Below are 25,236 nucleotides of genomic sequence, written 5' to 3' on the forward strand. Positions count from 1 at the left end.
ATCGTCCACGGCGGGAACTCCTCGGCTCCCCTGCCAGGGGGAGACCGTCTCGGTTGGTTTCACCGAGGAGCTTCCCTCTTTCACGCTCATCCCTGCTCGCCGACTACACACTTATAGGGACACGACCGATGGCGACACCTACCACTACCACTCCAACGACGATCACAGTTCCTACGACGATCTCCGGCGCCGCCAGGACGCAGAGCCCGAATCCCAGGACCGCCGTGCCCGCAGACGCGACTGCGCACCTTCCCATGGAATCGTTGAATCGAATCCGGTCATGGTCGAGAGCATGAAAGCACTGCTCCGCCAGAACGGGCCAGGGCTGTGAATCCTCTCGGACGACGCAACGCCCGCCGTCAGTCCAGGGCAGTTCTGCCGCTCGCTGGAGATTGGCAAGCCTCAGGTTCCGTGCCGCTGACGCTATTGGGCCCGGCGCCGACGTAGCACAGGCCGAGAGTATGAGCAGAAATCCGATGCACACGCGGAAACGCATAGCCACGTCCTTTCGAGCAGGAGAGGGCGTAGTGGGGCAAGGTCAGGCCACATGGTCGCTGCACGCCGACGGCCAGTTGGCCTACACCTTTCCACTGGTTTGTCATACAGCCCAGGTGGCACCTCTCAGTGGCCCTTGCGCGAGAGGTCCAACTGGATCGCCTCGAACTGCTCCAGGGCTGCACGCAGGTCGTCGACAATCTCCCCGGCAATGACGTCCGGATCTGGGAGGTTTGCTGAGTCCTCTAAGGATTCGTCCTTGAGCCAGAAGATGTCCAGGCTCACCTTGTCCCGCTGGAGCAGTTCCTCGTATCCGTACGAGCGCCAGCGCCCCTCCGGAGCCTTCGTCTCGGACCACGTCGCCTCGCGCTGGTGCCGGTTCTCCGGCAGGTAGCAGGCAACGAACTCGTCGAGGTCCCCCCGCTTCAACGGGTTCGTCTTCAGCGTGAAGTGTTTGTTCGTGCGCAAGTCGTAGACCCAGAGCTTCTCGGTCCAAGGCTTCTCTCGGCCCGGCTTCTTCTCGAAGAACAGGACGTTTGCCTTCACGCCTTGCGCATAGAAGATGCCTGTTGGCAACCGCAGCAGCGTGTGCACCTCGCACTCGTGGAGCAGCTTTCGGCGAATCGTCTCCCCAGCTCCACCCTCGAATAGCACGTTGTCGGGCACCACCACTGCAGCTCGCCCGTTCACCTCCAGCAGTGTTTTGATGTGCTGCACGAAGTTGAGTTGCTTGTTGCTCGTGGAGGCCCAGAAGTCGTCGCGTACGACGGTGAGGGCCTCTTTTTCCTGCTCCCCATCTGCGTTGATGACCGTAACCGAGGACTTGCGCCCAAAGGGCGGATTGGAGAGCGCGATCTTCCACCGCTTACCCGGGTCGCTGCGAATGGCGTCGTCCACCACGACGATGGGAGTCACATCCCCGCCGATGCCGTGGAGCAACAGGTTCATCGTGCAGAGGCGGGCGGGTGTATCAGCGATCTCCCATCCCCGCAGTGCCTCCAGCTTGAGGTGCTTCTTCTGATCCTTATCGAGCTTGTTGTTCCGGGCAATGAAGTCGTGGGCCGCGAGCAGGAAGCCGCCGGTGCCCACGGCCGGGTCCACGATGGTTTCCCCTGGCTTGGGCTGCACTACGTCCACGAGGGCGCGGATCAACGCCCTTGGGGTGAAGTACTGCCCGGCCCCGGACTGGGTGGCCGTCTTCTCCAGCAGGCCCTCGTAGGCGTCGCCCTTCACGTCGGCGTCGAGGCTCGACCACTGCTCGCGGTCCAGCAGGTCCACGATGAGGCGGCGGAGCTTTGCCGGGTCTTGAATCTTGTTCTGGGCCTTGCGAAAGATGAGGCCCAGTGTCCCCTTTGACTTGCCTAGCGTCTCCAGCAGGCGGCGGTAGTGGGTTTCGAGCGCGTCGCCTTCCTTGCTCATCAAGCTAGGCCAGTCGAGGCCCTTGGGAGCGGGCGATGGACGGTTCCACGGAGACTGGGTCTGCTCGTGCGCCATCTTGAGAAAGAGCAGGAACGTGAGCTGCTCGATGTAGTCGCCGTAGGAGAGGCCATCGTCCCGGAGAACATCGCAGTAGTTCCAGAGCTTCTGGACGATTTGGGCCGAATGGTTGCTCATCGTGTTGCCTTCATTTTGAGGGCAGCGGTGGTCTGCCTGGCTCGGATCTGTTTGGGTACAGGTTTGGTTTCCACTGCGGCAGAGATGAGCTCGAGAAGCTTGTAGGCAGGCTCGTCACGCGGATCTTGAGGAACCAGCGATCCGTCGAATGCGCGCTGAAGAATTGACTGTCTTAGTTTCGCGGCGCGCGTCAAACTGAGTAGGATGGATGCTTCTGCGACCTCCGCCACCGACATTCTGGCGGAGACCTCAGCCTCAATTCGATCTTGCTCGGCCTTTGGCGGAAGCGGGAATGGCGAGGCGACAAGCTTCTCCAGAGTCAGGTGCGCGATGTTCGTGGTAATCGAGGAGAGCCGCATGAATGCGCCCGTCTTCACATTTGAGCGGAAGACAATCTGGGCGAACTCGGGAGACGGCCCATGCTGAGTGGCCCGAAAACGATGGAGAGTCTTCTGAAAGCAGAGATCTGCGATGGAGCCCCGGTAGATGGCGCTCTGTCCGACGAGTTCAGGGCTCTGCCCTTCGCTCAGTAGAATGTCGCCATTTAGTAGTTGATATTTGGCACGGTGATTGTCATCGAAGTCCATTGACTCGATGTCGGAATAGTCAATGTAATTGTCTTTGATGTTCGCAACGCGCAAGTACGGGCGCGTGTGCTGCCCCGTGAGATACTGCGGCGCGCGCTGCCGACCAAGCAGAACGTCACCCACAGCCCCGACAGTGCTCCAGACCCAGCCCTTGGGGAGAGGTGAGAGTTTTGACGAATCTGCGGGCTCGGGCTCTACGTATCTTGCTTTCCAATGCTCATCCTTAGGCGGCTTCCCGGCTGCCTTCATCTTGGCAAGCTGGTCGGCCTCCCAGCGGGTGCGGCGCTCCTTGAGGATGCGAACGAGGAGCTTGTCAGCGGGCTCATAGTCGCGCTTCTCGCGCCGGGCGAGTTCGGCCTCGGTCGGAACCAGCCGCCCCTCGCACGCGGCCTTCAGGACTGAGGCGCGGTAGCGCTTGAGTTGGGCGTGTACTCGCTTGAGGGCTTCAACTCCAGCGTCAAGGCGAGTAACTTGTTTCTCGACCTCTCCCACGATCCGGATTTGCTCCGACAATGGAGGAATCGGAAGTCTGATTGACTCAATCTCGCCCTGTGAAATCTTCCAGATGCCTGCAGTCGTCTTGACTCGCCTTTCGATTTGTTCGCGAACGCCCGGACAAGACCAGACCGTTTGAACCCAGCCTGTGCTGCGAATCGGTTCGCAAATGCGAGCGCGAATCATCGTATCTGGGAAGATGACTCTCTTGGCGGGCTCTTGTGCAGAGGTTCCTCGCCCGACGAGGGCCAGACTCCCATTGCCACGGGAGATGAAGAAATCCTGCTCTTGCACCTCAAGGTCGATAACCTCATCCCAGTCGATGGGTAAAAAACGTACCTTGCTCCAATCAAAGCCACGCTCACTCATTGCATTGAGTTTGAGTGCTGGCACCCCGGGTGGTGTTTCGGACCCCTTGATAGAGAGTCCATTTGCAAGTGGTTCGGACAGAAGATCCCCGAAGGTAACCCAGACCCAACCAGCTGGAAGCTGTATCCGTTCCGGCAACGTCATGCGACCAACACCTCATTCAACTCTTCGAGCAGCTCATCAAGCCTGCCCGCGAACACCTGATGGACCCGCCCGAGCCCGCCCTTCTGGTTGAAAGGCACATCCTCGAAGTCTTCCCTCTCGATTTTGAAGCTCGCGGCGACGTGGTCCTTGATGAGCGCGAGCCACTGGCGCTGTTCCTCGGAGAACTTCCTCCCCCGGTTCTCCTGCTGGGCAAGCCAGTTCTGGAACCGCTCCTCTACTTGATCCATGAAGGGCACCAGCTGTCGGTCCTTGTGGAGCGCGAAGCGCACCAGCGACACGATGTCCGTGAGCAGCCGCTTGCCCCCGGCCCCGCGCACCTTCGCCTTGTCGAGCGTCTCGTACGCCCGCCAGAGCGCCTCGGGCGTCCATGTCCGGGGCGGAGCCTTGATTTCCTCGGCCAGCGCCTTGATGTCCTTGAACGTGAGTTGCTTTGCGTACGGCTGCGAGTACAGCACTTGGATAGCGGTGAGCTCGTCCTTGTGTTCCTCGATGTACTGCTCAAAGGACTGCACCAGCCCGCGAGCCTTCTCGGTAGCGGCGGCGTCGAAGCCCGCTCCCAGCACCGTGTCCACGCTGACTGTGTCGAGGGTCTGCTCGAAACTGCGCTTGATGAACGAGAGCTCGTTGCGCAAGTCCGGGTTCGCCGCCAGTGGAGCCACCGCCGCCCGAATCGCCGCCTCCGCGGCCCGTGAGACCTGCACCATCGTGGGTTCTTCTCCGGTGAGCAGCTTGTTGGCCACCCGCGCTGCCTCGACGTGCCTGTCCGGATCCAGCGCCTCCACCATGCTGCCCACCAACTCCTCCAGCGACTTGCCATGGGCCAATCGAGCGAGCCGCTCCTTCTCGGGCTTGCCCAGTCGCTGATTCATCCGGGCCAGGCGGCTGGCCAGCGAGGAGATGACATCTCGGTCCGTGCCGCCGGCGGCCACGACCTGCAGCAACCTATCGAAGGCTACGGCAGGCTGCTTCTCCAGCGAGCGGGTATCGACGAAACCGCTCTCACACATGCCCACGCAGTCCACGAGGATGAAGTGCGTCTTGGCGGGGGCGTCGGGCGTCACTGACTGGAGGTCGCTCGGACTGATGACTCGGACTCCGCGCCCCTTCATCTGCTCGAAGAAGTTGTGGCTCTTCACCGTGCGCATGAACATCACGATTTCCAGCGGCTTGATGTCGGTGCCGGTGGCGACCATGTCCACTGTCACGGCGATGCGCGGGTTGTAGGAATTGCGGAATGAGGAGAGCAGATCCTCGGGCTTGATACCGGTGGTCTTGTAGGTGATCTCTTCGACCTCCTTGCCGCCCGGGCCCTTCTTCTTCGTGACGATGCGAGCGGTGCCAGTGCGGTAGGTGATCTTCTCGCAGAACTCGTTGCCCTTGCCGAACTCCTCGCGGAGGACGCGGACGATGTCGTCGGCGTGGGAGTCGTCCTTGGCGAAGATGAGCGTCTTGGGAACTTCCTTGCGGCCGGGAAATATCTCGGTGAAGAGCCGGTCCTTGAAGGTGTGGATGACGGTGCGCAGTTGGTCCACCGCCACTACGTCCCGGTCGAGCTGGCTGGCGGAGTAGGTCAGGTCCTCATCGAGCTGTTGCCACCGGACGGCCCGGGACTCGCGGTCGCGCTTGTCCACGAAGAGGCCTGCCTCCACCTTCGAGCCGCCCTCGGTGATTCGGGTGCGGATGCGGTACACGTCGAAGGGCACGTTCACGCTGTCGCCGACGGCGGCCTCGTGGTCGTACTCCATGACGAGGTTCTGGTGGAAGAAGCCCAGGGTCTGCTTGGAGGGCGTCGCGGTGAGTCCGACGAGTGACGAGTCGAAGTACTCCAGCACCTGACGCCACAAGTTGTAGATGGAGCGATGGGCTTCGTCGGTCCAAAGGAAGTCGAAGAACTCGACGGGGATGCTGGGGTTGTAGGGGACCGGGAGCGGTTGGGTGCTCAAGTCCGTGAGCGTGGTGAAGGCCGAGATCTCCTCGTCGTCTTCCTTCAGCTCCTGGCCCGAGAGCATGGAGTAGACGCGCTGAATGGTCGCGATGCAGACCTTGGCCACCGGGTCGAGCTTGTTCGAGGTGAGGTGCTGGACGTTGTACAGCTCGTGGAACTTCCGGCCGTCGTCTGGAGTCACGTACTGCTGGAATTCCTTGAGCGTCTGGCGACCAAGGTTGGCGCGGTCCACGAGGAACAGGACTCTCTTGGCGCCACCGAACTTGATGAGCCGATAGATGGAGCTGACCGCGGTGAAGGTCTTCCCCGAGCCGGTGGCCATCTGGATGAGGGCGCGCGGCTTGCCGGCGAACAGGGAGGCTTCGAGGTTGCGCACAGCCTTGAGCTGCGCGGGCCAGAGGCCCTTGGGCTCGATGTCCGGCATCTGGCGGAGGCGCAGCCGCAGAGTGGAGGGCTGGAGACTGCGCGGGGCGGGTTCGCCGTTCTCGAGGGGGAGCAGCGGTGGTGGGTTCTGCTCAGGGTCGAGCCACTCTGCGAGTGTCTCGGGCTTGTGAAAATGGAAGAGGCGGCGGCTGCGGGGTTCCGGATCCAGACGGTTGGTGAAACGTGTCTCCACGCCCGTGCTTTCGTAGAGGAACGGCAGTGGGCGGACGTGGGCCGGGAAGAGGGACGGGACGCCGCGCGCATATTTCTCCGACTGGACCTCGACGCCTGCGAGGAGGGTGCCTTCTTTCTTGGCCTCGATGACACCGGCCAGCTTCCCGGCGACGTAGAGGGCATAGTCGGCTGTGCCGTGACCTCGATCCAGGGGGAACTCGCGGACGGCCACCCCAATCCCAGCGGCGAGGTTCAGTTGGGCGTAGTCCTGAACGTGCCAACCGGCGCGCTGGAGTGCAGCGTCGATGTTCTTGCGGGCAGCCGCTTCGGGAGTCGGCATCGTGCGCCGATTTTCGCTGAAAGCCCCGCCCACGGCGACCCCTAAGTACACACTTACGGTCTGCCGTGGCGGTCAGGCATGGTCAGAGCCCCACAGGCCGCAGGGGAGGGGCACCTGGTCCGGTACGCGCTGGTGGTGAAGTCCCCTGGGACATCCCATCGCGAAGAAGTCCGTTCCAACCCGGGGCTGGGCCCGCTACCCCACACGGCACCTGCGGCGCCTGCCGCGCCCGCGGATGGAGTCCCGGGGACCTGAAGACTGACGTCACGGGGCATGGGCCCCATTCCTCGAGCCTCGGGACCCGGCCTTGGAGTGGGGCCCAATGGAACACAACAGGACAGAACAGTGCGCCTGGAATGAACTGGTCAACGGTTCGTCGCGCGATGTGGGGGGATGCGGCGTAAATCGAATAGCTCTTGCCTGGACGGTGGGGCGTCAATCCGCTGGATGTCAGACGGAGGGAGCGCACATGAAGCCGTTCTGGATTCGTCCGCATCTCACAGTCGCTGGAATGGGGTTGCTCCTGATGTCCATGGGAGCGGCCGACGCACAGGAGACATCGGGGCGAGGCCTCACCAGCTATATGCCCGTGGACCAGACGGAGCCTTTCGCCGACGTCATGTCGCGGATGAAGGCGGAGAAGCCCAAGGTCACCGCGCGCCACCAGCAACTGCTCACTCAGCGCTATGACCTGGGAAACCGCCCTGCCCAGGGCGTCACCATGTCTCGTGGGAAGGCCGTCCAGGAAGGCGTCCGGGTGAAGCTCCCGCAGGGCGTCACCTGGGCCTCCCTCGCCGCCATGAGTCCGGAGGCGGTCCGCGAGAAGGGCGTCTTCCCCGGGGGCCTCATGCCGCTGCCCCATCCGAATCATCCGGAAGGCGGCATGCTCTTCCCCAAGTTCCACATCGATGAAATCAAGCGGCAGGAGGGCAGGGACCTCACGCGGTTCGACCTCGACTTCGACCTGCCGGACCACCTGCTGCCGGAGTTCCCTCCGCCCATCTTCCTCACCACGCGCCCGGACCTGGGGGATGTCTCGCAAGGCAAGCTGGTGACGATCATGAATGTCCAGGAGCTGTTCAACGGCCTCCTGAATCCGAAGCAACTGGAGGGACTCCGGCTGCTCGTCACGCCGTTCCCCCAGCAGCAGTTCAATCAGACCGCTGACCGTCGCTCAGAGCTGCCCAGCCGGGGCGTGACGTGCTTCGACTGTCACGTCAATGGCCACTCCAATGGCGCCACGCACCTGGTGGGAGACATCCGCCCCCAGGAGTTCAGACACCGCATCGAGACGCCGACCCTCCGTGGGGTGAACATCCAGCGCCTGTTCGGCTCGCAGCGAGCCCTCAAGACGGTGGAGGACTTCACCGAGTTCGAGCAGCGCGCCGCCTACTTCGACGGAGATCCGGTCATCGCCACGAAGAAGGGCGTCAACATCCTGGAGCGAGGCAGCCAGGTGCACTTCATGGCGGAGGTTCAAGCGCTCCTCGACTTCCCTCCCGCGCCCAAGCTGCGCTTCGACGGGAAGCTGGACCCGAAGAAGGCCACCGAGTCGGAGGTGCGCGGCCAGACGCTCTTCTTCGGCAAGGCACAGTGCTCCGTGTGTCACACGCCGCCGTATTACACGGACAACCTGATGCACAACCTGCGGGCGGAGCGCTTCTACAAGCCACGCCTGGTGAACGGCGCGATGATGGGCGCGGACGGCCCCATCAAGACGTTCCCGCTGCGCGGCATCAAGGAGTCTCCGCCCTATCTCCATGATGGGCGGCTCTTGACGCTCGAGGATACGGTGGAGTTCTTCAACCTCGTGCTGGAGACCCGGCTCAACGAGCAGGAGAAGAAGGACCTGGTCGCATTCATGCGCGTGCTCTGACGCTCGCGACAAGCGGCGCTTCGTGCCGTGGCGAAAGGGTGGGCCGGGTCAATGCCTCGGCCCACGCATTCGGGCGACAGCCGCGTCGAGCCGCTCGTCATAGGCCGCCGCGAGGTCGTTCAGGGCCTGCGCGCAGTCCCCGACATATGAGGGACCATGCATGAGGCCGAGCGTTCGCGGACGCAGCGCCGCCAGCGCACGGAGCGTGGGCCCGGTCGCGGGAGTCAGACAGGTTGCGAGGGCGCGGTCCTCGGTCGCGAGCGCGGGCCCGACGAGGTCCTGTTCCGTCAGGGCCGGCGCGTCGCCCAGCGCGGTGAACAAGTCCCCACACAACAGCGTCCCGGTCGACTCCTCGAGGAGCAGTCCGGCATCCCAGCCGTGCGGCACGTGGGGTGTCTCGATTCGCCGCAGCCGCTTGCCGCCCAGGTCGAGGACCTCGCCGTCCTGGAGCGGGCGTGGCGCTCTATCCGCGAGGTCGTTCACCGATACGAGGCAGCCCAGTGCCCCATGCGCGACCTGGGCATGCGGCGCGGTGGCCAGCCAGGAGTTCATCGCCCCGCACTCGTCTGCCTCGACATGCCCGAAGGTGAGCCAGCGCAGCCGCTCGGGCGGGAGCACCCGCTGTACCGCGGCCGATACCGAGGGGAACAGCGCCCGCGGCCCCAGATGGAACAGCAATGGCTCCTCAGCCTCGATGAGGAACTGGTTGAAGAGAATGTTGGAGCTGCTGACGTAGGTGGACAGCCGATAGATATTCGGCGCGATTTCAGTCACCTGGGTCTCCACCTGATACCTCCTTGTCCAACCACCCCGACGTGGGGATGGCCGCAGCGAAGCACATGCCGTGGGCTGGCAGGCTCACACGCGGGTCCATGAGTCCTGTCCCGCCCGAACACTGTCGTGCCGAAGGCTCCCTTCATTTTTCAGAGGCGCTCGCGATGGCGGATTCAGGCCCACGCGGCTCAGTGAACGGCAATACCTACATGCCCTCATGTTCAGTGAGTCCAATGGCCTGTTCTGGCCAGGCGAACTGTCGCATCCGCCGGTGATATCGGGGGCGACGCCCGCCTGAACAGATGTCTGGCTCCACCTCGTCACGGGTTCTCGCCCGAAATGGAGGGGAATGCCTACATGAACGCGTCTTCAGGCATTTCCGACCCCATCAGCATAGGGTTCTGGCCCAGATTGGCGCGCAGTGCCTACCTGAACGCATCCTCAGGTATTTTTGTACCCATGCTCGCAGGGCAACGAACGCAGGCGAGCCGACCTGTCGAGGGCGTCGAGCCGTCAGGACAAGCGCTCTCGACGGGAGCGCGATTACACCGCGCCCCCGAAGCAATCGCTATCAAGTCAGGGATTGATTTGTCTGTGATTACACAATGACAGACGCGAAGTCTACTCGCCCGAACGCTGGCGGTTGAGCCGGTCGTAGTGCCGGTAACCCAGCTTGTCGAGCGCGTGCGGCGGCGCGAGGCCGATGTCGACCAGCGTCTTGATGTCGTACGTGCCCGTGAGGACAGGGGGCGCGTAGCTCCGGATCGCCGTGGGCGTGCGGAACTTCTCCAGCGGGAAGAGGACCTTGCTGGTGTGCACGTGGATGAAGTGCGCGGCGGACTGGCGCTGCCAGCCGGAGACGCCCGGCGCGGTGATGACGTGAGGCGTCGCGAGGAACGTGCCGCCCGTGAGGATCTCCAACTGCTGGCCCACCTGCGCCACGATGCAGCCCGCGGGCGCGGTGCCACGCACCTTGTGGCCCTGCGGCTCCTCGGGAGTCGCGCGCGTGCGCAGATACAGGCCGCTCTTGTCGTCGGGGCTCGGCGCCGCCTTCCCGTCGGGGCCGAGAAACCGCCCACCGGGCAGCAGCGTGAGGAGGTTGAAGTCCGTGTGCTCCTCGCCCCAGACGATGTCCGTGTTCACCTGCTCCGGCTTGAGCGACAGGTACTGGAGCGCGCGGGTGATGTGCGGGGCCTTCTCGCAGAGGGACGTGAAGGTGTCCGTGGGGAGTCCCAGGGCCATGGCCGAGCCGCGCAGCAACTGGAGGCCCGCCTCGTGGAGCGAGCGGCCCAGGGTCATGATTCCTTCCTGGAAGTACGCGGGCGCATCCGAGGGCCACACGTTCTCCGGATACAGCTCCGGGAACTCCATCGCCGCCACCTCGTCGTTGGGGTAGGGCGCGACGAAGTAGCACTCCTTGAAGTCTGGCTGGCCGTTGCCGGCGACGGCGACCTCGGTGTTCGGCGGCGTCCAGCCGCGCTGGTACCAGAGGTCGGCTCGGCCGTAGGGCTTCTTCTCCTCGGCGGGGCGCGCGATGAAGGCGGCGAAGGCGTCGTAGTAGCGATGGAGCGCCTGAGTGTCGACGCCGTGATTCTTGATGTAGACGAGACCGAAGACACCAAATGCCTCGCGCAGCGCCATCGCGGCGCGCTCGATGCGGGGCGCATCTCCCGAGGCGAGGTCTGCGAGGTCGACAGTCGGGATGTTCAGAGAAGAGGTCTCGGCCATGGTTCCCCCAGGTGTATCGCTCCTCGCGGCCAAAGGGGAGGGCCTCGTGGGCTTCTCTCCCTGGGTGCAAATTCTGCGTCCCTTCCCAGGGGCAGGTCACTCCCGGAGTCGGGCACCCGCCGCGCCGCTCAGCGCACCACGGGCAGGGGGAAGCTGAACGGCTTGCCGTCCGAGGCCATGGCATGGCCAGACACCTCGGCGGCGCCGTGGCCCCGGCGCTGGGGCCTGAAGGTGGCCTGCGGGTCCCGGGCGGAGGCCTTGCCCCCGTGGAAGATGGCGAAGCGGGCCGTCACCGCGCCCGCGGTGGTCAGCAGGTCCGCCGCCACCTGCTTCCAGCGCCGCCGCCCCGGGAGCGCGTCCACCACCAGCCCCGCCACGGAGCAGGCGCGAGAGGCCTTCCACAGCGTCCCCGACAGGCCCTCGTCCAGGGGCCGGGCGACCTCCGGCGCGCGTCGGGCGTCGCGCTCCACCGCGTACCCCATGGCCAGCTCCGCCACCTTGCCCGCGAGCCGGTACGGACGTAGCACCCCCGCCTCTCTCGGCGAGTGGGGGAGGAGGGACAGCAGGCTGCCCGCGCTCGCCGTCGCCGAGGCCATGAAGAACAGGGGCAGGGTGCGCCGCGTCGCCTGCCACAGCGGTATCGCCGTGTTGTTCAGCAGCACGGCCGTGTAGCCCGCGAGCGGCATGCCCAGCAGCGCGGCCGAGTAACCGGACACCTTTCCCACCGCCCCGAGCACTCCGCGAGAGCGTCCCAACACCAGCCCCACGGTGTTCAGTCCTCCCGACAGCGCGAGCACCCAGGAGCCCACGCTCATGGGCGAGGTCGGCCGGAACACGCGCAGCATGTGGAGGAAGCGCTCGGGTCGTCCGAGGTCCGCGATCAACAGCCCCGCACTCAGGATGTCACCGACGGTGCCCAATTGACGGCACCGCCTCGCGAGCGGATCCAAGGCCTTCTCGCCGAGCACATCGATGGCCAGGCCCATGAGGCTCGCCGCGCCAGCGACGCCGCCCACGAACAGATAGGCGGGGACGGTGGCAATCCAGACCGGCTGCTTGAGGACCGGGAGCCCGTGGTAGCTGGGCGCATCGGGCGAATCCACGCCGGAGCGGGAGGGAATCGACGACAGCAGCGTGCGCGCGGGGTTCGCGCCGTCCAGGTCCGTCACGCGTTGCTGAGCGCCCTCTCCGAGCAGGGTCCCCAGTGAAGGGTTCACGTTGCGCCCGTCGCTCCGTCGCTGGAGCGTGTCGAGGAACGACGGCCCCTCGTTCCCTGACGAACTCATGGTGTGCCCCGGCGACCGAACAGCACCGCGCCCACGGCCACCGCGGCCATGCCGAGCGCGCCCACGGCCACGGCGCCCCAGGCCTCCCGGGCCTTCATCGTCGGGACCACGGGGTCTGGCGGCAGGTTGTAGACCTCCGGCTTGTCCACGAGCAGGAAGAAGGCGTTGAGCCCACCCGTCCCCGGTTGGTTCGCCGCGTCCTTGCCGTAGAGATACGCGCTGATGATTCCCTGCTCGTGCAGTTGGCGGACCCGGTTCTCCGCGCGCTCATGCAGCACGTCCAGGTCGCCATAGGCGATGGACTCGGTGGGGCACGCCTTGGCGCAGGCGGGCGTCATGCCCTCACCCAGTCGGTCGTAGCAGAGCGTGCACTTCCAGGCGCGCCCGTCATCCGGACGCCGGTCGATGACTCCGAAGGGACACGCCGTCACGCAGTAGCCGCAGCCGTTGCAGATATCCGGCTGCACGTAGACGGTGTCGAACCCGGTGCGGACGATGGCGCCCGTGGGACAGGCCTCCAGACAGCCGGCTCGCTGGCAGTGCTTGCAGACGTCGGAGACCATCAGCCACGAGAAGTCCCCGACGCCGGTGTCGTGGCCCGGAAGGGGCACCGGTCGCTCCACGAAGGCCACGTGTCGCCAGGTCGAGCAGCCCAGGTCTCCGGTCTGGTCATAGGACATCCCCGTGAAGTGGAAACCGCCGTCGGGGAGCTGGTTCCATTGCTTGCAGGCCACCTCGCACGCCTTGCAGCCGATACACACCGTCGAGTCGGTGAAGAATCCCTTGCGGCTCATGGGCTATCGCTCCTCGTCCTTCTTCTTCTCCTGCCAGGGCGCGTGGTCGACCTCACCCACGCGGAGGCTGTCGCGTCGATGGAGTGTCAGTCCTTCGGGCAGGGCGGGTTGGGTGGTGCCCGTGGCGGCTCGGGCCCTCGTGGCCTGGCGTCCCTCGACGACGTCGCAGGTGAGGGCCTTGGACTCCTGGATGTCCACGTTGGGGTCGGCCACCAGCGGAAGCAGCTCGTTCGCGCCGTCCCCTCGGATGCGCCCCGTCACGCCCCAGTGGTACGGAATGCCCACCTGATGCACCGACGTGCCGTTGAGCTTCATGGGCCGCAGTCGCTCGGTGACGAGCACCCGGCACTCCAGGTCTCCCCGCGCCGTGCGCAGCGTCGCCCAGCCTCCGTTGCTCAGGCCGCGCTCGCGGGCCAGCTCCGGTGACACCTCGCAGAACTGTTCCGGCTGAAGCTCGCTCAGCCACGACAGCCAGCGGCTCATGCCTCCCGCCGTGTGGTGCTCCGTGAGGCGGTACGTGGTGAGGATGAACGGGTAGCGAGGATCTCCCCAGGCCCGGTGATAGGGGTTGCCCTTGCGAGACCACTCCAGCCGCGTCGGGTTGCACTGCTGCCCATAGAGCGCGTTCTTCACGGGCGACTCCATGGGCTCGTAGTGCGCGGGCAGTGGACCATCCATCATCCCGCTCGGCGCGAAGAGCCACGCCTTGCCGTCGGCCTGCATGATGAACGGGTCATCGCCCGCCAGGGCCTCCATGCCGGATGCGCCCGGAGGTGGGCGGTAATCCGGTGGCAGGTCCACGAGGAAGTCCGGCACGTCCTCGCCGGTCCACCGTCGCTGGGCGTCGTCCCACCAGACGTACTTCTTGCGCTCGCTCCAGGGCCGTCCCTGGGGATCCGCTGATGCGCGGTTGTAGAGGATGCGTCGGTTCGCGGGCCACGCCCAGCCCCACTCGGGGGCCACCCAGGTCTGCTCGTGTCCGGGCTTGCGGCGGGCCGATTGGTTGACGCCATCCGCGTAGGCGCCGGAGTAGATCCAACAGCCGCACGCGGTGGTGCCGTCGTCCTTCAACGCCGTGAAGCCGCTGACGGGCCGGCCATCCTGGAGCGTGTAGCCGTTGATCTCCCGGAGGACGGCCTCCGCGCCAGGCTCTTCCCGTGCGCCCCGCGTGGGGTAGTCCCACGTCAGCTCACGGAGGGCCTGGTCCTTCGTCTCGCGCGAGTCGGCATACAGGCGCTTCAGCCGACGGCCCAGGTGGAACATGAAGTGAAGCTCGCTGCGCACGTCCTCGCGCGGCTCCACCGCGGCGTGGTGCCACTGGAGCATCCGCTGCGTGTTGGTGAAGGAGCCGTCCTTCTCCGTGTGCGCGGCCGCGGGGAAGAAGAAGACCTCCGTCTGGATGTCCTCCGTCTTCACGTCGCCGCGCTGGATTTCGGGAGCGGTGCGCCAGAACTCCGCCGTCTCGATGAGCGTGAAGTCGCGCACCACCAGCCAGTCGAGCTGGCGCAGTCCCTTGCGCTGGAGCGCTCCGTTCATGGAGCCCACCGCCGGGTTCTCGCCCATGACGAAGTAGCCCCGCACGCGGCCATCGGCCATGTCGGCCACCGTCTGCATGTGCGAGTGGTTGCCAGTGAGGCGCGGCAGGTGGCGGAAGCCGTACTCATTCTCCCGCGTCGCCGCGTCACCGAACCACGCCTTCAGCAGCGAGACGACGTACTTGGGGAAGTTGCTCCACCAGCCCGTGCCGGACGTGTGGGACTTCAGGTAGTCGTCCAGGTGCGGGGACGGCTGGGCGTTCGGCATCGGCAGATAGCCGGGCAGCAGATTGAAGAGGGTGGGGATGTCCGTGGAGCCCTGAATGGACGAGTGGCCTCTCAGCGCGAGGATGCCGCCACCAGGCCGTCCGATGTTGCCCAGCAGGAGCTGGAGGATGGTCGCGGTGCGGATGTACTGCACGCCCACCGAGTGCTGCGTCCACCCCACCGCGTAGCAGAACGCCGTGGTGCGCTCGCGTCCGGAGTTGGCGCAGAGCGTCTCCGCGACCTTCAGGAACTGCTCCTCCGGGACACCGCACACCTTCGCGACGATGGCCGGGGTGTAGCGCTGGAAGTGACGACGGAGGACCTGGAAGACGCAGCGAGGGTGCTGGAGCGTGAAGTCCTTCACCGCGTCCTTGAGCCGCGTGGCGTGGGGCTCTCCCTCGCCGGCGCCGGGCTCCGCGTACAGCTCCTTGTGGCCCGGCGCGGGCGCGGGACCCCGCACACCCTCGTAGCCCCACGAGGTGACGTCGTACTTGTTCTCCTCGGGCACGAAGCCGCTGAAGAGGCCGTCCAGGTCCTCGGTGTCCTGGAAGTCCTCGCGGACGAGATTGGCGGCGTTGGTGTAGTGGGCGACGTACTCCTTGAAATATCGCTCGTGCTCCAGGACGTAGCGCACCAGTCCGCCCAGGAACGCGATGTCCGAGCCGACGCGGATGGGAACGTGCTGGTTCGCCATCGCGCTCGTGCGAGTGAAGCGCGGGTCGACATGGATGATGGTCGCGCCCCGGGCCTTGGCCTCCATCACCCACTGGAAGCCCACCGGGTGACACTCGGCCATGTTGGAGCCCTGAATGAGAATGCAGTCAGAGTTCCGCAGGTCCTGCTGGAAGGTCGTGGCCCCGCCACGCCCGAGCGTGATGCCCAGACCGGGCACCGTGGAGCTGTGTCATATGCGGGCCTGGTTCTCCACCTGGACGATGCCGAGCGAGGTGAAGAGCTTCTTGATGAGGTAGTTCTCCTCGTTGTCGAGCGTCGCGCCACCCAGGTGCGCGATGCCCAGCGTGCGCTGGACGCTCAGCCCGTTGACGTCGGTGGACTCCCACGTCGCGTCGCGCGTGTGCTTCACGCGCTCGGCCACCATGTCCATGGCGCGCTCCAGTGGGATGCGCTCCCACTCGGTGCCGCCGGGGCGACGGTAGAGGACGTGCTGGACACGGTGGGTGCCGGTGACGAGCTGGAACGTCGCGGAGCCCTTGGGGCACAGCCGCCCGCGTGACACGGGCGAGTCGGTGTCCCCTTCGATGTCGATGATGCGCTCGTCCTTGACGTACACGTCCTGGCCGCAGCCGACGGCACAGTAGGGACAGATGGATTTGACGACGCGGTCGGCGCGGGCCGTGCGCGCCTCCAACCGCCGGCCGCGCTCGGACATCGCCGTCTCGCCCAGCGCGGTGAGGTCCTTGCGCGCGAGCTGCCGGAGCACGGGCCAGCGCAACAGCAGGTCGAGGACTCCCACAATGGACCTCCCGAGTCGGGGCCGCGAGGTGGCGCGACTTGCCGAGGATGGTGGAGGTCGAGGCTGCCCGACGCAGCGCCTCTCGGGGAGTTCGTGAGAGGGCGTCGTCGGGCTCCGGACGATTCCCGTCGCGGGATGTCGCGTGGTGGATGGGTGGGGCACGGGGCCTCACCCTGGGGGGCGGTGTCCGCTCAGGGGGCGCGGGTGAGGGTGATGGGGTAGGTCCGCGTGTCGCGGCGGATGAGGAGCGTGGCGGGACTGCCGGGTGCGCCCAGCTCCCGCTCGCGTGCCTCTCCGGCGGTGACGACGGTGGCTCCGTCGATGGACTTCACCACGTCCCCCGCGCGGATGGCGTCTCCGTGAAGGCCGTCCTGGACTCCTCGCACGAGGACCTCGTCTCCATCCATGCTGAAGAAGACACCGAGGCGACCGGGCTCGACTCGGGGAGGCCCCAGCTTCCAGTCGCCCACGTCCAGCGCCTTGCCCGCGGACAGCTTGAGGGTCTTCTCCGCGCGCTCCGTCTTCTGGCTCCACGCGATGAGCCGGTGCTCACCCGGCGCGACATCCTCCACGCGGAAGCGACCATCGGCTCCGGTGGGGGGAGAGGTGAGTCCGTCCACATCCACGAACGCCGCCGCGAGGGGCGCGCCGGTCGCATCGACCAGCCGTCCGGAGATGACGCCTCCGGCCTCGACGATGATGTCGACCTGGGTGGTCTTCCCCGCGACGCTCGTGGCCTCCGCCTTTCCTGCCCGGCCATCCGGCAGCGTCACCGAGACGGCCACCTGTCCCGCCGGAACGTCCTCGACGACGAAGCGAGCGCCCGCGAGCTCCAGCTCCTGACGCGAGAGGAAGTCGTCCTCGCTCTTCGTCGATGACACCACCAGCTTGAAGCCGTCGATGTCGCGTCCTCCCGCCGAGCGCACCGCTCCCGCCAGTCGCCCGCCGGGCTGGAGCTGGATGACCAGGGTCCTCTGCGTGTCGGGCACGGAGAGCAGGTCACCTCGCCGTCCTCCATTGGTCGCCCAGATGTGCAGGGCCTTGGTGCCCAGCGAGTCCGCGACGAGCAGGACCTGTCCCGAGGCATCCGTCATGTCCTCGAGGAGGATTTCGTTGCGGCCCGCCTCGCTGCCCATGACGGTCGCCGAGACACTGGGCGCGCCGTTCGGTTCGAGCACCGTGACAGCGAGGGCTCGTTTCGCCTCGCGCACCCGCAGGTCCACGCGCTGCGTCTGGCCGGCGGCCACCTCCACCACCTTCTCCTGGTCTCCGCTCTGATTGCCTGCCTCGGAGAGCCACGCTGCGACGTGATACGTGCCCGCGCGAACGCGCATGGACCAGGCGCCATCCGCCGCCGCGGAGATCTGGTGCGCCTCCGTACGCGCGTCCTTGACCCGCAGCGCGTAGACGGTGACGGGGCCCGTTGGAGCGCGTCCGTCCTCCATCTTGACGGTCCCCTCGAGTGTGCCTTCGCTCGACAACTGGATGCGGACCTGGCTTGTCTGCCCGGGGTTCACCATCACCCGCTCGCGCACGTGCGTCTGGCTTCCAGGATGCTTGACCGCCACGTGGATCTCCCCGGGCGGGACATCTTCGAGTGTGAAGGCACCTTGGGCATCCGTCACCGCCGTCAGGGCGCCTTCCACGGGGGCCATGCGCCAGCGCCGCTCGGGCGTGGCGTGGATGCCCGCGAGCGGCTTTCCCTGCTCATCCACCACCGTGCCTTCGATTCGCCCATTCGCATCCAGCTCCGCGAGCAACTCGAAGCGCTGCCCGTCGAGCACGGTGACGCCGTCGCGCTTGAGCGAGCGGAAGCCCCTGGCCTGGACATTCACGGTGTACGCACCCGGGGCGAGGCTGCCCACCTGGAACCGTCCGTCCGCGCCGGAGAGCGCGCTGCCGACCTCGGCGGGCGCCGCGTCGAACGAGAAGGCCAGGGCGCTCGGTGTGAGGGAGATGTGCGCGCCGGCGATGGGCTCTCCGGTGCCCTTGCGACGCACGACTCCCGAGAGCGAGGCCGCCGTCCCCAGGCGGATGCGCACGTCACGCACCGTCATCCCCGCGCCCACGACGACGCGCTCGGGGGCCGTTCCCGTCAGGTCTCCATGTCGGGCGGTGACGCGATAGACGCCGGGTGGGACGTCGAGCGAGAAGCCACCTCCCGCGCTCGACTCGGCTTCGAGCGTCTCGCCCATGCCGGTGGCGGTGATGCGTGCTCCGGGCGCGGGCTTGCCATCCGGAAGCTCCACGAAGCCCTCGATGAAGGCCGACCCGTCCAACTCGACGAGGAGTCCCGAGGTGGGGACCAGGACCCGCGCGAGTCGTCTGGCGGCATGTCCCGGAGCGAGGGCTTCGAGTTGGTACTCACCGGGCGCGAGGCCCTCGGCGCGGAAGAGGCCGCGCGCATCGGCGGAGGTGACGTAGCGCTCCTCCTCGGGAACGAAGGCGGTGTCCCTGGCGGCCGAGGACAGCAGCGTGCGTGGGGTGAGGATGAGGTGCGCGAGGGGCACGGGCGCCTTGGAAGCACGCTCCACGACGGTGCCCTCCAGGATGGCTCCGGTCCCGAGCACCAGTCGCACCTGCGTCCGCGCTTCGCCCCGAGGGCGGGTGAAGGCCGCGCGAGCGGGGGCGCGTCCCGAGGACTTCGCGGCGATGAGGTAGTGCCCCGGTCGCGCGGGAAGTCGAAGCGTGCCCGAGGCATCGGTGGTGCCCTTGCCCGCGATGAACCACGCTGGACGGCCCGTCGCCGGGACACGCGGTCCCTGGAGGTAGAGCGTGACGTGGGCGCCCGCGAGGGGACCTGTGCCATCGAGGACCTCGACGTACACGGTGCCTTCGTCCTCGCGCATCGGGTCGGTGACGGGGGGCGTGCCCGACTCCGCCGTGGGCGTCCGGGCCGTCGTGGTCCCCGTCGGGGCTCCCGAACTCGTCGGAGCCTTCGCGAGCGGAGGTGCATCCGAAGCAGGGGCGGCTGAAGTGCCAACCGGAGCGGGGCCCCCGCGCAACCAGAGGACCGTGCCCACGAGGACCGCGAGGAGGGCGACCACGAACAGTGTTTTTCGGTTCATCTCGTCTCCAGGGGCGACATCCTGGATCCATACGGCCCGTGAATTCCAGGGGCGCTCATGTCCCGAGGCGCGCGGCTCGGGCGCCGTGTGGTCACGGTGTGTGCGTGATACCTGTCGGGCGCGTCGGCGCGGAGGACGGAAATGGAACCGGTTCGACATGTCCGGGTGAAGGTGTGCTGCATCTCCTCGCGGGAGGAGGCACGGCTGGCGGTGTCATGTGGCGCGGCCGCGCTGGGGCTCGTGTCGAAGATGCCGAGCGGCCCGGGTGTCATCGACGAGGGGCTCATCACGGAACTGGCCAGCCAGGCGCCCCCTGGCATCTCCACCTTCCTGCTCACGTGCGAGGAGGACGCCGACCGTCTCGTCGCGCAGGCCCGCCGAACCCGGGTGAACACGGTGCAGGTGGTGGACCGGGTGGGCACCGCGGTGCTCCGTCACGTGCGGGCCTCGCTGCCCTCGGTGAAGCTGGTGCAGGTGGTCCACGTGGTCGATGCCGCCTCCGTGGACGAGGCGTGTGACGTGGCGCGTGAGGTGGATGCCTTGTTGCTCGACTCGGGCAACCCGGCCCTGGCCGTGAAGGAGCTGGGCGGCACCGGCCGCGTGCATGACTGGGCCTTCAGTCGGCGCATTCGCGAGGCGGTGTCGGTGCCCGTGTTCCTGGCTGGCGGCCTCAATCCGGAGAACGTGGGCGAGGCGATTCGCGCCGTGGGCCCGTTCGGGCTGGATGTCTGCAGTGGGCTGCGCACGGGCGGGCACCTGGATGAGGAGAAGCTTCAGCGCTTCATGCTCGCGGTGCGGGCCGCCGAAGGCTGACGCGCGTACGAGTCCAGGGCCCACCGCCGGACAGCGGGCCCGTGCCTCGGGGCGATTCTGGAAGGGAGAGGGCGTGCCTATCTCGTCCCGCTGATGCGCGGGCACGGGCCTTCTCCGGGCGGTTCGCGCGAATCCCCAGCGAGGTATGCCATGACGGATCGTCCCGCGACGCTCGTGCTCTCAGGTGGTGGCGGCAAGGGTGCCTTCCAGGTGGGCGCGGAGCGGGTGCTGCGCGAGGTGCATGGCTTTCGATGGGAGCGCGTCTTCGGCGTATCGGTGGGCGCGCTGAACGCCGCCGTCATCGCCCAGAACGAATATGAGCGACTCTCGAACCTCTGGATGAACCTCCGCGAGTCGGACGTGTACCGGAAGTTCCCGTGGCTCGTCGTCGCGCTGCGGCTCGGGGTGCTCAACAAACTGGGGTTCTACGACAACACCCCCCTGAGAGACCTCGTCGAGCGGAACCTCGTCGGACGTCCCTTCGCCATTCCCGCGCACGTGGGCCGCGTCTCGCTCACCTCGGGCCTGTACGAGCTGGTGTCGAGCGATGCGAGCGACTTCATCCCGGCCGTCTGGCAGAGCGCGACAATGCCCGTCATCTGGGAGCCCATCGGGCCTCAGGCCATCGTCGACGGTGGCCTGCGCAACGTCACGCCGCTCGGCGATGCGCTCGGCTATGCACCCACGGAGATTGTCGTCATCGCCTGCTCGTCGTCCCGCATCGAGCCGATGCGCTATCCCTCCAACATCCTGGACGTGGCCCGACGCAGCCTCACCGACATCACCCTCAACGAAATCCTGATGAACGACGTGGACGTGTTCGTCCGCATCAACGACATGGTCAGGCAGGCCCACGAGCAGGGCACCACGCTCCTGGCTCCGGATGGAAAGCCGTATGTCTATTGCCGCATCACGGTCATCGAGCCGACGGCGCCCATGGGAGACACGCTCGACTTCTCACCGGAGATGACGCGCATGCGCATCCGTCACGGTGAGGACCGCGCGCGCGCCATCATGCGGCCCACCGGAGTGGGTCCTGGGGAGCGCATGCCTCCGCGCATCGCGGCGCAACTGGAGCCCGTGCTCCATTCGTGAAGAAGCGTTTCGTCGCCGTCCGGCTGTGACGAATCCGTGTCCCCTCGTTACGATGGGCTCCGCGCCGTGGAGTCAGCGGGCGTGGGAGGCACACCATGGGCGAGCTTCAGAGGACGGCGCGGACTCCTGCTGGCACGGACGAGTCCCCGGCCACCGAGCGCATCGAAGCCCTGGTTCCCCGGGCCCTGTCCGCTTCATCGGCGGAGGAGGGGGCGCGACTGGGGGATGACCTCAATGCGCTGCTGCTCCGACTCCCCTCGGAGCCCCAGCGCGACGCGAGCGCGGCGCTGCTGCGCAGGCTCCTGGATGACGGCGCGCTGGCGGGACTGGGCACGGAGAAGATGCCCGCGAGCATCGCCGCCACGAAGGCCTTGCTGGACCTGGGGTATCCGAGCGCACTCGAGGTCGACCCCCAGCACCTGGAGGCCCTGCGCCGTTGGGAGCGCGAGCGCACCGGTCTGCCGTGGCTCACCATCCTGGTGACGCTGTTTCTCGTGGTCATCGCGCAGGTGGCCGTCGTCACGCTGGGGGCCCCCGTCAACAGACCGTTCGACCCGATGATGTATCACCCGGATGCCGTGGCCCTTCAGCTCCCACCCGAGCCGCGCTGGTTCACTGGCTACGTGGGCCTGGTGAAGGACACGTCCCTCAAGGTGCTGGGCCTCCAGTTCCTCGCGGGGGCCACCGCGTTCCTCTTCACCGTGGCAGCGGGGCATTGGCGCAAGGGCCGGGTCCTGGCGCGCCGGGCCTTTCTCTCGCTCTCCGTGCTCGGGGGCCTGGTGGCCATCCTTCAGCTCCCAGCGGGGCCCTGGCTGAGCTTCGCCACGTTCATCGCCGCCGTGGGGGCCTTCATCTCGGCCGCAAGGCTGAAGGCCCCCTGAAAGGCCCTCGGGGGCCCGGTTGTGACGTCTCTGTTGGACACAGGGTCGGAGACCTGGAGTACACGGGGAGCATGACCTACAACTTGATGCGGTTTATACCGCTTTCCGTTCTTCCCCTGATGCTGAGCTGTGGCGTTCCTTCCGAGGAGGCGGCGCCCGCCCTCCTGGAGACGCAGGCGCAGGCCCTCGCGACGGGCACGCCGGCGTCCACCGGGGTGCTGGCCTTCCTCAACAGTCGCTCCACGACGTTGGCGGTGTTGGACTTCGAGGTTCCGCTCAACGCGCTCACCGCGCAGAGCATCATCGCCCACCGCAACGGTCCGGACGGTGTGGAGTTCACGGCGGATGATCGCCACTACGTCTCCATCGAACAGGTGGATGCGATTGCCCAGGTGGGCCCGGCCGCGCTGGCCACGCTTGAGGCCTACGTCCGTGGGACGGGCCGCGTGGAGATGCCCCTGGACGAGCAGGTGGGCACCTTCCATGGCGTGGCCTTCAACCTCGCCGAGGCCCGGCGAGTCGTGGCCGCGGCGAACACGGAGAGCCTGGCGGCCCTCCAGAACACCGTGGGGCTGAGCGCGAGTCAGGCGCAGGCCATCGTCGCCGCGCGTCGCATCGACCACATCGTGGAGCTGTCGCGGGTGGCGTTCATGAATGGCGCCGCGCTTCAGGCGCTCAAGAATCATGTCGCCCTGGCTCCCGATGGTGATCCATGCACGGGCCCGGCGACGTGTCAGGCCGGACTGTCGTGTCAGGGGTTGGCGTTCGGAGGCCCCATCGCCTACGGGCGCTGCCGGAGCAACCCGCCGATCGCGGGTGACAGCGACAGCTGCTCGGTGATGCGTCCGTGCCAGCCGGGGCTGGTGTGCTCGGGCTCCGAGTCCGGCTCTCCCGAGGGCATCTGCCGTCCGGCGTGGATGGCGGGCACCTTCACGAACTACTCGGACCTGGCGCTGCCCGGCTCGACGGTGCAGCTGGTGTCGGTGGTCGGCGTGGTGGGCCTCGCCACCGTGCCCGAGGACATCACCGTGGTGCTGGACCTGCTGCACTCCTCGTCGTCCAACCTGGTGCTCACGCTGGAGGACCCGGGTGGTGAGACGGCCTTGCTGTGGAACGGGCCCACCGAGGGCAGGCCCCCGTCCCGCATCCCGGTGACGCGTGGAATCCCGCGCGATGGGACCCTCAACGGCAAGTGGAAGCTGCACATCTCCAACCCCGCGGGGCAGGGGAGCGGCACGCTGCGAGAGTGGTCCGTGAAGCTCACCAGCCGCTTCGACTGACGTCGCGTCGTCACCACCGGGAGGCCGTAAAGAACCCGCGCGGCCTCCCGGTCGTCGCCGCGCGACTCACTCGCGAGACGACGCGCGGGTCGAAGCCGAAGTCGACGAACGACACGGATGCAGGGAACCTTCGATGCCGCGCGGGTGTCCGCGTCGCGCGGCGTCACCAGGTGGCTGGAACACCATCGCTCTTCGGGGGCGTGCGCGGCATCGTCGTCGAGCCGCCGAGGCCGGGAACCGTTGTCTCGTCTCGCGCATCTGATTCGGGTGAGGTGGCCTCCGACTCCTCGGTGAGCTCCTTGTAGAAACGACGCCCGATGAAGACGCCCAGCACCAGCGAGACGACGAGACCGGCGGCGGACACCGCGGTCATCACCGTGCGCCCCTGGGCCAGCCCACTGCCGAACTGCGCGGTGAGAAAGGTCCCTGGAATGGTGCCCAACATCACGCCCGCGACCGAGGGCCAGAACCGCGCGCCACTCGCCGCGGCGGCCACCAGCATGACGTCGGTGGGACACAGCGGGTTGATGCACGCCATGAAGGCGAAGAGGAAATCGTGGCGCTTGGCCGCGCGCACCAGCGCTGGATATTTGCCCCCAGCCAGGCGCTTCATCGGCCGAGTCCCCAGCTTGCGTGCCAGCACGAAGAGCAACATGGCAGACAGGAAGCTGCCCGTTAGTGAATAGAGGGTCGCTGCGAGCGTCCCGAACATCATTCCGCCCACGGCGGTCAAGAGCTGCCCGGGCAGTAGCGTCAGGGGGCGCACGGCAAGAAACGCGATGTAGGCCAACGGCGCGGCTTTACCCAGAGGGGACAGCAGATCCGCGATGTAGCGCTGATCGATGAAGTCCGGTCCGAGCAGACGGAGCATCAACAGTCCACCGACGGACACGAGCATCGGTGCCAGGACTCGGAGCCATGTCTTCGCCACCTGCGCCACGCAACGCCTCCCTCGGGCGCCCTGAAGCGCGCGCCGCGGGCATGAAGGTGAGTGCCGGTCCGGGAATCGGCAATGCAGAGGGAATTGTTTTCAACAAGAGAGCGTCCTGCCGGGCATGCCTCCGCCCGGAAAGTAAGCAGGGCGAGCTTGTCCAACCGCATGAAACCATTGGGGTTTTGGTGTGGTGGGTCAGGCGAGAACGGCTGGCGGTGTACGGAGCTTGCTTGCATCGGGGCGCTTCCGTCCCAAGGTTTCAGGCAAGGGGCATCGAGGCGCGGGATGGGGGCAGGCAGCCAAGAGAGGAGAGGGCGCAATGTCGGACAAAGACAACAAGGGCAGCATGACGGTGGCCGAGGCGGGACGTAAGGGTGGAGAGACGGTCCGAAACGAGCGGGGTCGCGAGTTCTACGAGACCATCGGTCGCAAGGGCGGAGCCACGGTGAAGGCCGAGCGGGGTCGCTCGTTCTACGAGGAGATCGGCCGCAAGGGCGGCGAGACGGTGAAAGCCGAGCGCGGCGCGAAGTTCTACGAGGAGATCGGCAAGAAGGGCGGGGACCGCGTCAAGGCCACCCGCGGGCCGAACTTCTACGAGGAGATTGGCCGCAAGGGTGGGCAGAAGGTGAAGAAGCTCATCGAGGAGGGCAAGCGCGCGGCTCGTGCGGCGATGGCGGCCCAGGAAGGCGCGGCACCGGCGCAAGAGGGAGCCGCACCGACGACTCCAACGACTCCTGCGACTCCGGCGGCTCCTTCCGGTGAGACGGCGGGCCCCGGCCAGAACGAGTAGCGTGGCGCCTGGCGCGCGGACCCGCTAAGACGGC

Annotated in this window: 17 protein-coding genes and 1 pseudogene; 7 read left to right on the forward strand and 11 right to left on the reverse strand. The window is 66.8% G+C overall.

The genetic code is table 11. From position 1 onward, the window contains the following. Window positions 1-127: 127 nt before the first annotated feature. The 4 genes and pseudogenes from HUA78_RS46530 to HUA78_RS19370 all read right to left on the reverse strand — a co-directional run. Window positions 128-496, reverse strand: a pseudogene (locus HUA78_RS46530) (hypothetical protein); the annotation flags it as partial. A gap of 125 nt (window positions 497-621) precedes the next feature. Next, window positions 622-2,109 carry a class I SAM-dependent DNA methyltransferase gene (locus HUA78_RS19360; RefSeq protein WP_174476884.1) on the reverse strand — a complete coding sequence of 496 codons (1,488 nt, stop codon included), beginning with the start codon at window positions 2,107-2,109 and terminating at the stop codon, window positions 622-624. After that, on the reverse strand, window positions 2,106-3,704 hold the full coding sequence (locus HUA78_RS19365) for a restriction endonuclease subunit S (RefSeq protein ID WP_174476885.1): 1,599 nt from the start codon (window positions 3,702-3,704) through the stop codon (window positions 2,106-2,108). The genes HUA78_RS19360 and HUA78_RS19365 overlap by 4 nt, the downstream gene beginning before the upstream one ends. Continuing rightward, window positions 3,701-6,094 carry a type I restriction-modification enzyme R subunit C-terminal domain-containing protein gene (locus tag HUA78_RS19370; RefSeq protein ID WP_305798530.1) on the reverse strand — a complete coding sequence of 798 codons (2,394 nt, stop codon included), beginning with the start codon at window positions 6,092-6,094 and terminating at the stop codon, window positions 3,701-3,703. Before HUA78_RS19370 ends, HUA78_RS19365 begins: the two co-directional genes overlap by 4 nt. 126 nt (window positions 6,095-6,220) lie before the next feature. Between HUA78_RS19370 and HUA78_RS47525 the strand changes: the two genes are divergently transcribed. Beyond that, complete coding sequence (locus HUA78_RS47525) at window positions 6,221-6,652, forward strand: hypothetical protein (RefSeq protein WP_305798531.1); 432 nt, start codon at window positions 6,221-6,223, stop codon at window positions 6,650-6,652. Between the two features lie 424 nt (window positions 6,653-7,076). Then, on the forward strand, window positions 7,077-8,483 hold the full coding sequence (locus HUA78_RS19375) for a cytochrome B6 (protein ID WP_174476887.1): 1,407 nt from the start codon (window positions 7,077-7,079) through the stop codon (window positions 8,481-8,483). A 48-nt stretch (window positions 8,484-8,531) separates the two neighbouring features. On the opposite strand, the gene HUA78_RS19380 is transcribed toward HUA78_RS19375, so the two are convergent. The 6 genes from HUA78_RS19380 to HUA78_RS19405 all read right to left on the reverse strand — a co-directional run bounded on the left by HUA78_RS19380 (window position 8,532) and on the right by HUA78_RS19405 (window position 19,409). Then, on the reverse strand, window positions 8,532-9,269 hold the full coding sequence (locus HUA78_RS19380; protein WP_174458338.1) for an MBL fold metallo-hydrolase: 738 nt from the start codon (window positions 9,267-9,269) through the stop codon (window positions 8,532-8,534). 609 nt (window positions 9,270-9,878) lie between these two features. Continuing rightward, a complete protein-coding gene (locus tag HUA78_RS19385; protein WP_141647991.1) occupies window positions 9,879-10,985 on the reverse strand; it encodes an isopenicillin N synthase family oxygenase in 1,107 nt (368 codons plus the stop codon). A 128-nt stretch (window positions 10,986-11,113) separates the two neighbouring features. Next, window positions 11,114-12,271: an NrfD/PsrC family molybdoenzyme membrane anchor subunit gene (gene nrfD, locus HUA78_RS19390; RefSeq protein ID WP_174476888.1), complete on the reverse strand. Its 1,158-nt coding sequence runs from the start codon at window positions 12,269-12,271 to the stop codon at window positions 11,114-11,116. Beyond that, window positions 12,268-13,065, reverse strand: coding sequence for a 4Fe-4S dicluster domain-containing protein (locus tag HUA78_RS19395; RefSeq protein WP_174476889.1), 798 nt, complete (start codon window positions 13,063-13,065; stop codon window positions 12,268-12,270). Before HUA78_RS19395 ends, nrfD begins: the two co-directional genes overlap by 4 nt. A 3-nt stretch (window positions 13,066-13,068) precedes the next feature. Next, on the reverse strand, window positions 13,069-16,341 hold the full coding sequence (gene fdh / locus HUA78_RS19400) for a formate dehydrogenase (protein ID WP_371745612.1): 3,273 nt from the start codon (window positions 16,339-16,341) through the stop codon (window positions 13,069-13,071). A 191-nt stretch (window positions 16,342-16,532) separates the two neighbouring features. Beyond that, entirely contained in the window at window positions 16,533-19,409 is a 2,877-nt protein-coding gene (locus HUA78_RS19405) for a carboxypeptidase regulatory-like domain-containing protein (protein ID WP_174476890.1), read from the reverse strand. 141 nt (window positions 19,410-19,550) lie between these two features. Between HUA78_RS19405 and HUA78_RS19410 the strand changes: the two genes are divergently transcribed. The 4 genes from HUA78_RS19410 (at window position 19,551) to HUA78_RS19425 (ending at window position 23,478) form a co-directional block, all read left to right on the forward strand. Beyond that, window positions 19,551-20,222, forward strand: coding sequence for a phosphoribosylanthranilate isomerase (locus HUA78_RS19410; RefSeq protein WP_174476891.1), 672 nt, complete (start codon window positions 19,551-19,553; stop codon window positions 20,220-20,222). A 150-nt stretch (window positions 20,223-20,372) separates the two neighbouring features. Continuing rightward, entirely contained in the window at window positions 20,373-21,317 is a 945-nt protein-coding gene (locus HUA78_RS19415; protein ID WP_174468185.1) for a patatin-like phospholipase family protein, read from the forward strand. Between the two features lie 95 nt (window positions 21,318-21,412). Next, window positions 21,413-22,198, forward strand: a complete 786-nt coding sequence (locus HUA78_RS19420; protein WP_174476892.1) for a hypothetical protein — start codon at window positions 21,413-21,415, stop codon at window positions 22,196-22,198. A 71-nt stretch (window positions 22,199-22,269) separates the two neighbouring features. Continuing rightward, entirely contained in the window at window positions 22,270-23,478 is a 1,209-nt protein-coding gene (locus HUA78_RS19425; protein WP_174476893.1) for a proprotein convertase P-domain-containing protein, read from the forward strand. Between the two features lie 163 nt (window positions 23,479-23,641). Here the strand turns inward: HUA78_RS19425 and HUA78_RS19430 are convergent, their stop codons facing one another. After that, complete coding sequence (locus HUA78_RS19430) at window positions 23,642-24,349, reverse strand: TVP38/TMEM64 family protein (RefSeq protein ID WP_217442127.1); 708 nt, start codon at window positions 24,347-24,349, stop codon at window positions 23,642-23,644. 382 nt (window positions 24,350-24,731) lie between these two features. On the opposite strand from HUA78_RS19430, the gene HUA78_RS19435 reads away from it, so the two are divergent. Next, on the forward strand, window positions 24,732-25,202 hold the full coding sequence (locus HUA78_RS19435; protein WP_141648802.1) for a general stress protein: 471 nt from the start codon (window positions 24,732-24,734) through the stop codon (window positions 25,200-25,202). The last annotated feature ends 34 nt before the right edge of the window (window positions 25,203-25,236 follow it).

The organism is Myxococcus sp. CA033, from assembly GCF_013336625.1.
Taxonomy (GTDB): Bacteria; Myxococcota; Myxococcia; order Myxococcales; family Myxococcaceae; genus Myxococcus; species Myxococcus llanfairpwllgwyngyllgogerychwyrndrobwllllantysiliogogogochensis.

What these genes read in the sequence shown, in the direction of transcription:
- nrfD (WP_174476888.1), bottom strand. Translation starts at nt 12,271, where the DNA reads ATGAGTTCGTCAGGGAACGAGGGGCCGTCGTTCCTCGACACGCTCCAG.
- HUA78_RS19410 (WP_174476891.1), top strand. Translation starts at nt 19,551, where the DNA reads ATGGAACCGGTTCGACATGTCCGGGTGAAGGTGTGCTGCATCTCCTCG.
- HUA78_RS19385 (WP_141647991.1), bottom strand. Translation starts at nt 10,985, where the DNA reads ATGGCCGAGACCTCTTCTCTGAACATCCCGACTGTCGACCTCGCAGAC.
- HUA78_RS19375 (WP_174476887.1), top strand. Translation starts at nt 7,077, where the DNA reads ATGAAGCCGTTCTGGATTCGTCCGCATCTCACAGTCGCTGGAATGGGG.
- HUA78_RS19420 (WP_174476892.1), top strand. Translation starts at nt 21,413, where the DNA reads ATGGGCGAGCTTCAGAGGACGGCGCGGACTCCTGCTGGCACGGACGAG.
- HUA78_RS19435 (WP_141648802.1), top strand. Translation starts at nt 24,732, where the DNA reads ATGTCGGACAAAGACAACAAGGGCAGCATGACGGTGGCCGAGGCGGGA.
- HUA78_RS19430 (WP_217442127.1), bottom strand. Translation starts at nt 24,349, where the DNA reads ATGCTCCGTCTGCTCGGACCGGACTTCATCGATCAGCGCTACATCGCG.
- HUA78_RS19365 (WP_174476885.1), bottom strand. Translation starts at nt 3,704, where the DNA reads ATGACGTTGCCGGAACGGATACAGCTTCCAGCTGGTTGGGTCTGGGTT.
- HUA78_RS19360 (WP_174476884.1), bottom strand. Translation starts at nt 2,109, where the DNA reads ATGAGCAACCATTCGGCCCAAATCGTCCAGAAGCTCTGGAACTACTGC.
- HUA78_RS19370 (WP_305798530.1), bottom strand. Translation starts at nt 6,094, where the DNA reads ATGCCGGACATCGAGCCCAAGGGCCTCTGGCCCGCGCAGCTCAAGGCT.
- HUA78_RS19415 (WP_174468185.1), top strand. Translation starts at nt 20,373, where the DNA reads ATGACGGATCGTCCCGCGACGCTCGTGCTCTCAGGTGGTGGCGGCAAG.
- HUA78_RS19405 (WP_174476890.1), bottom strand. Translation starts at nt 19,409, where the DNA reads ATGAACCGAAAAACACTGTTCGTGGTCGCCCTCCTCGCGGTCCTCGTG.
- HUA78_RS19395 (WP_174476889.1), bottom strand. Translation starts at nt 13,065, where the DNA reads ATGAGCCGCAAGGGATTCTTCACCGACTCGACGGTGTGTATCGGCTGC.
- HUA78_RS19425 (WP_174476893.1), top strand. Translation starts at nt 22,270, where the DNA reads ATGACCTACAACTTGATGCGGTTTATACCGCTTTCCGTTCTTCCCCTG.